The sequence below is a fragment of the Verrucosispora sp. SN26_14.1 genome (genome assembly GCF_004307965.1).
Taxonomy (GTDB): domain Bacteria; phylum Actinomycetota; class Actinomycetes; order Mycobacteriales; family Micromonosporaceae; genus Micromonospora.
On the sequence record NZ_SISL01000159.1, the window covers coordinates 1 to 12,360 of the forward strand.

General features: G+C 70.1%; 11 protein-coding genes. 4 read left to right on the forward strand and 7 right to left on the reverse strand.

Annotation, left to right across the window (positions count from 1 at the left end):
- Nucleotides 1-2 precede the first annotated feature (2 nt).
- From EYA84_RS15815 to EYA84_RS15835, 5 genes are all read right to left on the reverse strand, one after another.
- Nucleotides 3-674: an NADPH-dependent F420 reductase gene (locus EYA84_RS15815; RefSeq protein ID WP_131053839.1), complete on the reverse strand. Its 672-nt coding sequence runs from the start codon at nt 672-674 to the stop codon at nt 3-5.
- A 203-nt stretch (nt 675-877) separates the two neighbouring features.
- Complete coding sequence (locus EYA84_RS15820; protein WP_131053840.1) at nt 878-1,369, reverse strand: glutathione peroxidase; 492 nt, start codon at nt 1,367-1,369, stop codon at nt 878-880.
- Nucleotides 1,370-1,441: 72 nt separating this feature from the next.
- A complete protein-coding gene (locus tag EYA84_RS15825; RefSeq protein ID WP_131053841.1) occupies nt 1,442-2,344 on the reverse strand; it encodes a glycine betaine ABC transporter substrate-binding protein in 903 nt (300 codons plus the stop codon).
- Nucleotides 2,345-2,442: 98 nt separating this feature from the next.
- Complete coding sequence (locus EYA84_RS15830) at nt 2,443-3,303, reverse strand: proline/glycine betaine ABC transporter permease (protein ID WP_131053849.1); 861 nt, start codon at nt 3,301-3,303, stop codon at nt 2,443-2,445.
- A gap of 23 nt (nt 3,304-3,326) precedes the next feature.
- On the reverse strand, nt 3,327-4,694 hold the full coding sequence (locus EYA84_RS15835) for a glycine betaine/L-proline ABC transporter ATP-binding protein (RefSeq protein ID WP_131053842.1): 1,368 nt from the start codon (nt 4,692-4,694) through the stop codon (nt 3,327-3,329).
- An 891-nt stretch (nt 4,695-5,585) separates the two neighbouring features.
- On the opposite strand from EYA84_RS15835, the gene EYA84_RS15840 reads away from it, so the two are divergent.
- The 4 genes from EYA84_RS15840 to EYA84_RS15855 all read left to right on the forward strand — a co-directional run bounded on the left by EYA84_RS15840 (nt 5,586) and on the right by EYA84_RS15855 (nt 10,492).
- Nucleotides 5,586-7,205: a glycosyl hydrolase family 18 protein gene (locus EYA84_RS15840; RefSeq protein ID WP_131053843.1), complete on the forward strand. Its 1,620-nt coding sequence runs from the start codon at nt 5,586-5,588 to the stop codon at nt 7,203-7,205.
- A 208-nt stretch (nt 7,206-7,413) separates the two neighbouring features.
- Entirely contained in the window at nt 7,414-7,920 is a 507-nt protein-coding gene (locus EYA84_RS15845; RefSeq protein WP_131053844.1) for a hypothetical protein, read from the forward strand.
- Nucleotides 7,921-8,006: 86 nt separating this feature from the next.
- A complete protein-coding gene (locus EYA84_RS15850) occupies nt 8,007-9,413 on the forward strand; it encodes a class II 3-deoxy-7-phosphoheptulonate synthase (protein WP_131053845.1) in 1,407 nt (468 codons plus the stop codon).
- A gap of 104 nt (nt 9,414-9,517) precedes the next feature.
- On the forward strand, nt 9,518-10,492 hold the full coding sequence (locus EYA84_RS15855; protein WP_236145789.1) for a low specificity L-threonine aldolase: 975 nt from the start codon (nt 9,518-9,520) through the stop codon (nt 10,490-10,492).
- Nucleotides 10,493-10,556: 64 nt separating this feature from the next.
- Here EYA84_RS15855 and EYA84_RS15860 read toward each other — a convergent pair whose 3' ends face one another.
- Nucleotides 10,557-11,432, reverse strand: coding sequence for a deoxyribonuclease IV (locus tag EYA84_RS15860; protein ID WP_131053847.1), 876 nt, complete (start codon nt 11,430-11,432; stop codon nt 10,557-10,559).
- A partial coding sequence (locus EYA84_RS15865) for a Stk1 family PASTA domain-containing Ser/Thr kinase (RefSeq protein WP_131053848.1) occupies nt 11,432-12,360 on the reverse strand: 929 nt, incomplete at its 5' end. The genes EYA84_RS15860 and EYA84_RS15865, both read right to left, overlap by 1 nt.

The window sequence follows — 12,360 nt, forward strand, 5'->3', positions numbered from 1 at the left end:
GGTCAGCCGGCCTCGGCCAGCGCCGCCCGCAGCTTGTCGGCGTCGCCGGGGGCCTCCTGCTGCCAGTTGGCCGGGTCGGCGGAATAGACCGTGCCGTAGGCCGGGGTGTCCGGCTGGAACCGCCAGCTCTCGGCGAGGGCGCCGGCGTCCACCGCGTCGTAGCCGATGCGGTCGAGGAACGCGGTGACGACGGCCTTGGCCTCGGCGTCGTCCCCGGCGATCGGCAGTGCGCTGCGGTCGGCCGCGCCGGCCGGTCGGGCCAGTGAGGACAGGTGCCTGAAGTGGATGTTGTTGAACGCCTTCACCACGCGCGCCTCGGGCAGATGCCGTTGCAGCAGCTCGCTGCTGGTGGCGGTGCCCTCGTCCAGTTCGGGGAACCGGCCGTCCCGCTGCGGGTAGTAGTTGTTGGTGTCGATGACGACCTTGCCGGCCAACGGCGCGACCGGCACCGACCGGTACGCCTTGAGCGGGATGGTGACCACCACCAGGTCACCGGCCTCGGCGGCGGCGTCAGCGGTGCCCGCGCTGGCACCCGAGCCCAACTCGTCGACCAGGTCGGTCAGCGTCTCCGGTCCGCGCGAGTTGCTGACCACCACCTCGTACCCGGCGGCCACCGCCAGCCGCGCGACGGTGCCCCCGATGTGTCCGCTCCCGATCAGACCCACGACCGACACGCCAGATCCTCCCGCCACACGTCGACCCGTCACGTCCGAACCTACCCCCGCCGCAGGCCACCGACCCCGGGTTCGCGCCGGATCCGGTCCACCCCGCCGATCATGGACTTGTGGCGTACCCGAACCGGCACTTTCAAGGCATAACTCCTGCCGCAACTCCATGATCGCCGGGGCTGAGTGTGTGACTGTGGGCGCGGATCGGGTCAGGGGGTGGGGAGGGTCTTCTCGATGGTGGCGCGCAGGGTGGGGTCGTCGGGGGTGACGGTGGGGGCGAACCGGGCGGCGACGGTGCCGTCCGGGGCGACCAGGAACTTCTCGAAGTTCCAGCGGACGTCGCCGGTGTGACCGTCGGCATCGGCGGTGTCCACCAGTGCCGCGTAGAGCGGGTGGCGGTCCGCGCCGTTGACGTCGACCTTCTCCGTCAGCGGGAAGGTGACCCCGTAGTTGACCTGGCAGAACTCGCTGATCTCGGCGGCGCTGCCCGGCTCCTGGCCGGCGAACTGGTTGCACGGCACGCCGAGCACCACCAGCCCCCGGTCGGCGTATTCGTCCTGGAGTTTCTGCAGGCCGGCGTATTGCGGGGTGAGGCCGCAGCGGGATGCCACGTTGACCACCAGCAGCGTACGACCGCGGTACTGCGAGAGGTCGGCCGGGCCGCCGGCGAGCGCGTCGATGGGGGTGTCGAAGACCGTCATGTCGCGAGGCTACCGCCGCCGGTGGCGGGGCCACGTGGGCCCCACCACCGCGGCGAAACGCTCAGTGCCGGGTCAGGAGGTGGCGGCGTCGACCGTGCCGGCGTAGTCCGGGTTGGCCTTCAGCCACTCCTCGACGGCCTTCTCCTCGTCGTCCTGGTGCACGTTGAACATCAGGTCTTCCAGCGAGCCGAGCTGCTGGGTGTCCATCTTGAACTTCTTCAGCATCTCGGCGGCCTCGGGGAAGTCCGCGCTGAAGCCCTCACGGGCCAGGGTGTTGATCTCCTCGGTGCCACCCAGCGTGCCCTTCGGGTCCGCTAGGTCCTTCAGCTGGTAGTTCGCGTAGGCCCAGTGCGGGTGCCACAGGGTCACCACGATCGGCTTCTGGTCCTTGATCGCGCCGTCCAGCGCGGCCAGCATGGCCGGGGTCGAGGAGGTCTTCAGGCTCAGCTTGCCGGTCAGACCGTACTCCGGGATGACCTTGTCCTGGGTGGCGGCGGTCAGGCCGGCGCCCGGCTCGATGCCGATGATCTCGCCGTTGAAGGTGTCGGCCTTGTCGGCCAGGTCCTCCAGCGAGTTGACGTCGCTGACGTACTCGGGCACGGCGATGCTCAGGCGGGCGTCGTCGTACCAGACGCCGAGCTTCTCGAGCTTGTCGCCGTACTCCTTCATGTAGTCGGCGTGCGTCTGCGGCAGCCAGCTGTCGAGGAAGAGGTCGATGTCGCCGGTCGACAGGCCCTGGTAGACGATGCCCGCCTCGACGTTCTTGAGCTCGACCTCGTAGCCCTTCTCCTCCAGCAGGTTCTTCCAGAGGTACGAGGCGGCGATGGCCTCGTCCCAGGACATGTAGCCGATGGTGATCTTCTTGTTGTCACCGCCGGCAGAATCGTCGGAGTTGCCGCAGGCCGCGGCACCGGTCAGCGCCAGGGCGGCGGTGGCCGCCAGCGCGACCCGGCGCACCAGTTTACTGCTCCACATGCGGGGTTCCTTCCCTCGTTGCTGTGCACCGGCGGAACTCGCGGTAGCGAGGCAGGGCACCGGCAACGGGACTTCCCTGCGTGGGTCAGGACGGGGGATCAGGCTCGTTGCATGGCGCGTTGCGCCTTCGCGGACGCGGTACGCGCGCCGATCGAATCGGTGAGACGGTCGAGCACCACCGCCAGGATCACCACGGCGATGCCGCCCTCGAAGCCCGTGCCGACCTGGACCCGGGCGAGTGCCGTCATGATGACCTCGCCGAGGCCACCGGCACCGACCATGCCGGCGATGACGACCATCGACAGCGCCAGCATGATGACCTGGTTGACGCCGGTCATGATGGTGGGCAGGGCCAGTGGCAGTTTGGTGCGCAGCAGGATCTTCCACGGCGAGGCGCCGAACGCCTCGCCGGCCTCGATGACCTCGCGGTCGACCTGGCGCAGGCCCAACTCGGTCAGGCGTACCCCGGGCGGCATGCTGAACACGACGGTGGCCAGCACGCCGGGCACGGCGCCGACACCGAAGTAGAAGATGGCCGGGATCAGGTAGACGAATGCGGGCATCGTCTGCATCAGGTCGAGGATCGGTCGGACGATCGCCGAGGCGCGCCGGTTCTCCGCGATGAAGATGCCCGTCGGTACGGCGAGCAGCAGGGCGAGGCCGCTGGCCACCAGGACCAGTGCCAGGGTGCTCATGGTCTGGTTCCAGATCGGCATCCCGGCCACCATGCCGAGTCCGAGCGCGGTGCCGAGGCCGAACTTCCAGCTCCGCAGCCACCAGCCGAGGCCGGCGAAGATCAGCACCATGACGATCGCCGGTGGCGCGGTCAGTAGGTCGACGAGCGGCTCGACCAGCGCGTCGACGGTGGCGGCGATGCCGTCGAAGACAGCGGACAGATGTTCTCTCGACCAGTCGACGGCGGTCTTGAACGCGTCGCCGATCCGGATGTACGGCAGCATGTCGTCGAGACCGTCGGCGCGGTTCACGCGGATCCTCCCGTGAGGCGGACCGATGGCTCGGCAACCACCTGGACCGGTACCTGCGGTGCGGTGTCGCTTCCGGGCGGCGTCGTGTCGGCCGTTCCGCCCGCCTGGACCGCGTCGGCGGTCGGCGTCGTCCCGGCGGGCTCCGGCGTGGCGGTGTGCTCGCCGATGTCAGCGCTGATGCTGCCCAGGGCGCTCAGCAGCGTGACCCGTGGAATCACGCCGGCGAGCCGCCCGGCTGCGTCGACCACGGCGACGGGCGCCGGGCTCTCGGCGCAGGGCGCGAAGATGTCGGCCACCGGCGTCGTGTCGTCGACCATTCGGGCGTACTCGGTCGACACGATCTCCTGGAGGTTGGTCATTCCGTCCCGGACCGCCCGGGTGGCGTCGTCGGCGGTCACGGTGCCCAGGTACCGCTTGTCGCGGCCGGTGATGTAGACGGCTGACGTCTGGGTCTCGCGCAGTACGCGGGCGGCCACCCGAGGGCCGGAGTTCACGTCCACGACGCCGAGCGGCCGCTCCATGACCGCTGCCGCGGTGAGGATCCTGGTCCGGTCGACGTCGGCGACGAACTGGGCGACGTAGTCGTTGGACGGGTCGGTGAGGATCTCCTCGGCGGTGCCGATCTGGACGATCCGGCCGGCACGCATGACCGCGATCCGGTCGCCGAGGCGCATCGCCTCGTTGAGGTCGTGCGTGATGAACACGATCGTCTTGCCGAGCTCGGCCTGTAGTTCGAGGAGCTGGTCCTGCACCTCGCGGCGGATGAGCGGATCGAGCGCGGAGAAGGCCTCGTCCATGAGCATGATGTCGGTGCCGGCGGCGAGCGCGCGGGCCAGACCGACCCGCTGGCGCATGCCGCCGGACAGTTCCTGCGGCAGCTTGTCCGCCCACTTGTCCAGGCCGACCATCCGGAGCGCCTGCAGCGCCTTCTCCCGACGCTCGGCGCGGGGCATGCCCGCGACCTCAAGCGCGTAGCCGGCGTTGTCCAGCACCGACCGGTGCGGCTGGAGCGCGAAGTGCTGGAAGACCATGCTGATCTTCTCGCGGCGTAGCTTGCGTAGCGCGGCGGGCTTGAGCGTGGTGATGTCGACCCCGTCGACCTCCACCGTGCCGTGCGTGGCGGGCAGCAGCCCGTTGAGCATCCGGATCAGGGTGGACTTCCCCGAGCCGGACAGGCCCATGACCACGAAGATCTCGCCGCGTCTGACCTCGAAGTTCGCGTCGACGACCGCAGCCGTGACCGATAGACCTGCCAGTTCCTCGTCCCTGCCTGCGCTGTTCCTGAGGATTTCCATCGCCTTGTCGGCGCGGTTCCCGTAGACCTTGTACAGGGAGTTCACTCTGAGTGCGGACACGGTCTCCATTCCAAGGGCATATGGTACGAGGCCAATTCTCGGGCGACGGACGCAGGCGTGCATCTATCGAAAATCTGTCGTGCCGTGGGCCGGCCGGAGACAGGATAGTCCCCGGTGGAGCGACACCCGACCTTACCCGAACGGTTTCCGTCGACGAAAACGTCGATGCCGAACCGTGTCGTAAGCGGGGGCGACAGGAATGCGTTCCGGCGGCGGTCATTGCGGGCAGTATTGGTTGCACAAGTGCAATTCTGGGATGAAGAACCGAGCGCCTGGCGGACCTCCGATGGTGGGCATTACCGCACGAAACGGTCTATATCAAGCGCTGTGTTGATCACTGGGCGTAGTCGCCGCGTTCCGATGGCGTCTGATTGTCCGTGTCGTCCCGCACACTTTCCGGGTCCGGTGGCATCGCATTCTTCGCGGGCGGGACCCGTCGTTTCATTGCGTGCGATGAATTCGACTGATGTGGATATTCATGGATTCGACATGGAACCTTCGTGAGACCGAGACGGAATCTCCACGGGATCTACACGGTTCCGTCGGTCCCCGAATTCGTGCCGCCGACGACAGGTGAGCGATCGACGGATGTCGACCGGCATTGGGGCGGGACTCCGGCGGTGGGGCCCGGCGGCGCATCGATCGGGGGCCGCGAGCGGGGATGCCGGGTCCGTGTGGGGTGCCGGATTGCGCCCCACGGGTGGCTGGCTCGGCGGGGCGGGCGAGGGTGCTGTCCGGGGGCGGGCGCTGGTTCCGCTGCTCGGGGGCGGTGTGCGCCGGGGTCGGTGCGGGCCCTGATCGAGTCGGGGATCGAAAGATGCACATCTTGACGAAGTGGTTTCGTGTGAGTAGCGTCTCCTCATCCTTTTGGAAAGTTTCCTAACTGTTTGGAGACGCCACATGAAGAGATCGCTCCGCCGGGCCCTCTGGGTCGGCGCCGTGGTCGCGGTGACCGTCGCCACGGTCCCGATGGCCTCGGCGTTCGGCGCCGGAAGCGTGACCACCTCGTTCAACCGGGTGTCGGACTGGGGGACCGGTCACGAGACGCGGGTCACCGTCACCAACGGCTCGACCGCCACCGTCAGCACCTGGCGCATCGAGTTCGAGCTGCCCTCGGGCACCAGCGTCAGCAGCTCCTGGGACGCCGACGTCACCCGTAACGGCAACCGCTACGTGGCCGTCAAGAAGAGCTGGGCCGGCGGACTGGCCCCGGGCGCCTCCTTCAGCTGGGGCTACAACGGCACCGGTGCGTACCGGGCGCCGTTGAACTGCACGGTCAACGGCGTGGCCTGCGGCGGTGGCACCCCGCCGCCCACCACGACGCCGCCCACCACCACCCCGCCGACCACCGCTCCGCCCACGACTCCACCGCCCACCACCCCGCCCCCGACCACGCCGCCGCCGAGCGGCCAGAAGGTGGTCGGCTACTTCACCCAGTGGGGCGTCTACGGCCGTAACTACCACGTCAAGAACATCCACACCAGCGGCTCGGCGTCGAAGCTGACCCACATCCTGTACGCGTTCGCCAACACCACCGGCGGCCGGTGCACCATCGGTGACAGCTACGCCGACTACGAGAAGGCGTACACCGCAGCGGAGAGCGTCGACGGCGTCGCCGACACCTGGGACCAGCCGCTGCGGGGCAGCTTCAACCAACTGCGCAAGCTCAAGAAGATGTACCCGCACATCAAGGTGATCTTCTCGGTCGGCGGCTGGACCTGGTCCGGCGGCTTCACCCAGGCCGCGCAGAACCCGACCGCCTTCGCGGAGAGCTGCTACAACATGGTCGAGGACCCGCGCTGGGCGGACGTCTTCGACGGCATCGACATCGACTGGGAGTACCCGAACGCCTGTGGCCTGACCTGCGACGCCAGCGGCCCGAACGCGTTCAAGAACGTGGTCAGCGCGCTGCGTACCCGGTTCGGTTCCTCGGCGTTGGTGACCGCCGCGATCACCGCGGACGGCAGCAACGGGGGCAAGATCGACGCGACCGACTACGCCGGTGCCTCGACCCACCTCAACTGGATCATGCCGATGACGTACGACTACTTCGGCGCCTTCGCCCCGCAGGGCCCCACCGCCCCGCACTCGCCGCTCAACTCGTACACCGGCATTCCGCAGCAGGGCTTCTGGTCGGACGCCGCCATCCAGAAGCTCAAGAGCAAGGGCATCCCCGCCAACAAGCTGCTGCTCGGCATCGGCTTCTACGGCCGGGGCTGGACCGGGGTCACCCAGACGACGCCCGGCGGCACCGCCACCGGACCGGCCCCCGGCACCTACGAGCAGGGCATCGAGGACTACAAGGTGCTCAAGAACACCTGCCCGGCCACCGGCACCATCGGCGGCACCGCGTACGCCAAGTGCGGCAGCAACTGGTGGAGCTACGACACCCCGTCCACCATCGGCGGCAAGATGACGTACGCGAAGAACCAGGGCCTCGGTGGCGCCTTCTTCTGGGAGCTCTCCGGAGACACCAGCAACGGTGAGCTGATCGGCGCCATCAAGGGCGGTCTCGGCTGAGCCGAAGGCCGACGTGTCACCCACACGACGGGGAGGGGCCGCACCGGCCCCTCCCCGTCCGCGCCGTCGGCGGCGTGGTTGGCGTGCAAGGAAGGGACCCTTCCTATGCAAAAGACGATAGGAAGGGTCCCTTCCTTGCACGCAGGGCGGGTGTGACAGACTCGCCGATCGACTGGTTGCGGATGGTGGGCGGGAGGTCACGACAGCGATGCCGACGAGATTCCGGCGGTCGGTCGTCACCGCCGTGCTGATCGCGAGCATGCCGGCCGCGCTGGCCGGCTGCGGCCTGCTCGGCGGGGAGGACGAGGCGGAGCAGCCCGGTCGGGCGCCCGCCGAGGAAGCCACGACCAAGGCCCGCGAGCGGGTGCAGGCGTACCTCGACGCGATGGCGGCCAAGGACGTGGCGGCCGGGCGCAGTCAGCTCTGCACCACGCTGCACGAGGCGTTCGACGATGCCGCCACCGGTCCCAACGGTGACTTCGCGGACCACTTCGAGGTACCCCGCTCCGAGATCGTCGACATCCGGCCCGGAGAGGCCGGGCAGGAGGTCAGCGTCTCGGTCACGGTGACCGCCGGTCGCCGCGAGGCCACCCGAGCGTTGCTGTTCACGGTCACCCGGGACGGGCTCGACTGGTGCATCTCGGCCGAACGCCCGGGTGGGAACAGCCCCGCCCCGGTGGCGCCGGACGGCAGTGCCCCGGCCCCGACCCCGTGACCTGCGTCGCCGTCTGACCCGTCCATCTGCCGGAACCCGGCCCCTCGCCGGTCGCCCGTTCGGTCGGTCGCCGTACGCTGGGATTCATGCGCCATGAGTGGCATCAGTTGAGCCATCCGTCGGTGGGCAGCCCGGTGTTGCAGACCAGCCGTCCGACCGTGAACTCCGCCGAGGACGAGGCCCTCGGCCTGGACCGCTGGCGGGAGCTGCCACGGGCCCAGACCCCGCCCTGGCCGGACCAGGCCCAGGTGGCCGAGGTCTGCAAGGTCCTCGACACGGTGCCGTCGGTGGTCGCACCGTACGAGGTCGACCAGCTCCGTCGGCGCCTCGCGCTGGTCTGCGAGGGCAAGGCGTTCCTGCTTCAGGGCGGTGACTGCGCCGAGACCTTCGCCGACAACACCGAGAGCCACCTGTTGGCCAACGCCCGCACGCTGTTGCAGATGGCGATCGTGCTCACCTACGGCGCCTCGCTGCCGGTGGTCAAGGTGGCCCGGGTCGCCGGGCAGTACACCAAGCCGCGGTCGCTGCCGACCGACGCCCGGGGGCTGCCGGCCTACCGCGGCGACATGATCAACTCGCTGGAGGCCACGCCGGAGGCGCGCGTCGCCGACCCGCAACGCATGATCCGGGCGTACGCGAACTCGGCCGCCGCGATGAACATGCTCCGGGCGTACCTCGCCGGGGGGCTGGCCGACCTGCACGCCGTGCACGACTGGAACAAGGGATTCGTGCGCAACTCCCCGGCCGGCGAGCGGTACGAAGCGATCGCCCGGGAGATCGACCGGGCGATGGCCTTCATCCGGGCCTGTGGGATGACCGACGACGAGGCGCTGCGTACGGTCACCCTCTACTGCTCGCACGAGGCGCTCGCGCTGGAGTACGACCGGGCGCTGACCCGGGTCTCCGACAACCGGGCGTACGGGCTGTCCGGGCACTTCCTGTGGATCGGTGAGCGGACCCGGCAGCTCGACGGGGCGCACATCGACTACATCTCCCGCATCGCCAACCCGATCGGCGTCAAGCTCGGCCCGACCACCACCCCGGACCAGGCCATCGAGTTGTGCGAGAAGCTCAACCCGGACAACATCCCCGGCCGGCTCACGCTGATCAGCCGGATGGGCAACCACAAGGTCCGGGAGGCGCTGCCGCCGATCGTGGCGAAGGTGACCGCCGCCGGTGCCAAGGTGGTGTGGCAGTGCGACCCGATGCACGGCAACACCCACGAGTCGTCCAACGGCTACAAGACGCGACACTTCGACCGGATCGTCGACGAGGTGCTGGGCTACTTCGAGGTGCACCGGGGGCTGGACACCCACCCGGGCGGCCTGCACGTCGAACTGACCGGCGAGGACGTCACCGAGTGCCTGGGCGGCGCGCAGAACATCGCCGACCTGGACCTGCCCGGCCGGTACGAGACCGCCTGCGACCCGCGCCTGAACACCCAGCAGTCGTTGGAGTTGGCGTTCCTCGTAGCGGAGATGCTCCGTGGCTGACGCGAGGAGTGAGCTTGCGAGCCCCGCAGTCGGCGGCCGAAGGGAGAACCGTGGCTAGTGTGATCGACCTGCGGTCGGACACGGTGACCCGGCCGACCGCCGGGATGCGGGAGGCGATGGCCACCGCCGAGGTCGGTGACGACGTCTACGGTGAGGACCCGACGGTCAACGCGCTGGAGGCGGAGGTCGCCGCGCTGTTCGGGCACGAGGCGGCGCTGTACTGCCCGAGCGGCTCGATGGCCAACCAGATCGCCCTGCAACTGGTGGTGCCGCCCGGTGCGGAGCTGCTCTGCGACGCCGACGCGCACGTCATCACGTACGAGATGGGTGCGGCTGCCGCGTACGGTGGGATCACCTCGCGGACCTGGCCTGCGGTGGGCGCGGAGATCGACCCCGACGTGGTCGCCGGCATGGTCCGTCCGGACGGCTACTGGGCGGTGCCCACCCGGGCGATCGCCGTGGAGCAGACCCACAACCGGAGTGGCGGCGGGGTGCTCCCCCTGGACACGCTCCGCGCGCTGCGGGATGTGGCCGACTCGGCTCAGGCGGCGCTGCACTGCGACGGCGCCCGGATCTGGCACGCGCACGTCGCCGACGGGGTGCCGCTGGCCGGGTACGGTGCGCTGTTCGAGACGCTGTCCGTCTGTCTCTCCAAGGGGCTCGGCGCACCGGTCGGCTCGCTGGTGATCGGCAGTGCCGAGCGGATCGACCGGGCCCGGTCGATCCGGAAGCGGATGGGTGGCGGGATGCGCCAGGCAGGCATTCTGGCCGCCGCCGGACGGTACGCCCTGGCCCATCATGTCGAGCGGCTCGCCGAGGACCACGCGAAGGCGGCCCGGCTGGCCGAGGCGATCGCCCCGTTCGGGGTGCTGGCGAATGTCGCGCGGACCAACCTGGTGCCGTTGGATCTGACCAAGGCGTCCCTGGACGCGCCGACGCTGGCCGCCGCGGCCCGTGCCGACGGTGTGTTGATCTCGGTCCTCGGCCCGCGTACCGCCCGGCTGGTGACCCACCTGGACGTGAGCGACGACGCCGTGGACCAGGCGGCCACCGTGCTCACCCGCATCCTGCGTCGCTGACCCGCCCGCCGCCGCGTCCGCGCGGGGCGAAGCGGCGGGTACGGCCGGAGACCGGGGGAGCCGGTCAGGCGGGGGCGAGGCGGCGCAGCGTGGCGATGTCGGCGGCGTGGCCTTCGTACCCCTCGGTGGGGGTCTCCACCAGGATCGGCACGCCTGCGGTGGCCGGGTGCCGCATCAGCTCGGCGAAGGCGGGCTCGCCGATCGTGCCCTTGCCGATGGTCTCGTGTCGGTCGCGGGTGGATCCGCACAGGTCCTTCGAGTCGTTGGCGTGCACCAGCCGCAGCCGGTCCGCGCCTACGGTGGCCACCAGGACGTCGAGCGTCTCGGTCATCCCGCCCTCGGCGGCCAGGTCGTGCCCGGCCGCCCAGGCGTGGCAGGTGTCGAAGCAGACGCCGAGCCCGGGGTGGCGGTCCACCGCGTCGAGGTAGGGCCCGAGATGCTCCACGCGGCTGGCCAGGGACCGGCCGCCACCGGCGCTCGGTTCCACCAGCAGCATCGGCCCGCCACTGGCGGCGGCCGAGTCCAGCAGCGGCAGCAGCGACTCGCGTACCTGCCGCATGGCTGTCTCGGTGTGTCCGGCGTCGACCGCGCTGCCGGCGTGGAACACCACCGCACGCGCGCCGATCGCGGCACCCCGGCGCAACGCGTGGGCGAGGGTCTGCACCGAGCGCTCGACCGTGGCCTGCGTCGGCGACCCCAGGTTGACCAGCAACGACGCGTGGATGTACGCGGCCACGCCGCGTTCGGCACAACCGTCGCGGAACAGCGCGTCCTGCACCGGGTCACCGGTCGGTGTCGCCCAGCCCCGGGAGTTGCCGACGTAGACCTGCGCCACCTCGGAGCCGGCCGCGTCGACGTACGGCAGTGCCGCCTTCGCCAGCCCACCGGAGGCGGGCGTGTGCGAGCCGAGCGGCCGGTGGCCGGGGTGTGCGGCCGTCATCAGAAGCACCCGATGGTGATCTGGCTGCCGGGCGGCACCTGGGCGTTCTCGCTCGGGTTCTGGAACCGGGCGACGGCGTTCGGGTTGAACTGCACGGACACCTGGAAGCCCTGGCTCTCCAGCACCTGCTTGGCCTGCTGGCAGGGCAGGTCGACGACGCGGGGGACGGTCACCTGCGGTGGTCCCTTGCTGACCTCCAGCCGGACCTGGGCGCCCTTCTCCACTCCGCTGCCGTCGGCCGGACTCTGCCCGAGCACCTCGTCACGGGGCTTGTCGGAATCCTTGTAGGTGGGCTCGACCAGCACCAGACCGAGCTGGCCGATGATCCCGCGAGCCTCGTTGAGGCTCTTGCCGACCAGGTTCGGCACGGTGATCGGGGCCCGTCCCTTGCTGAGGAAGACGGTGATCTCCTGCCCCGGTTTGACCTCCTCGCCGGCCTCCGGCTTGGTGGCCACCACCATGCCCTCGGGCAGGCCGTCGTCGAACCGGGCCGCGCCCTTGACGACCTCGAGTTGTGCGTTGGCCAGGTCCGCCTCGGCCAGGTCGAAGTCCTTGCCGACGACGTCCGGCATCGGAAACCGGTCCGGTCCCAACGACAGGGTCAGGGTCAGGGTGCCGCCCTTGAGGATCCGGGCGGCGGAGGCCGGCTCCTGCGCCAGCACACCGTCGCGCGGGACCTCGCCGTCGTGCCGTGGCTCGGCGTAGCGCACCGTGAAGCCGCCCTGGGACGCCTGGGACTCCGCCTCGGCCTTGCTCATGCTGACCAGTTCCGGGGCGGTGGTGTACCGGCCGACCCCGAACCACCAGCCACCGAGCGCGGCGACCAGCCCGAGCACCACCACGACGGCGGCGATGGCCAGGCGTCCGCCGGAGTCCCCGCCGAACAGGCGGGCCCGCAGCGCGGCCACCTGGGCGGGCAGTCCGCTGC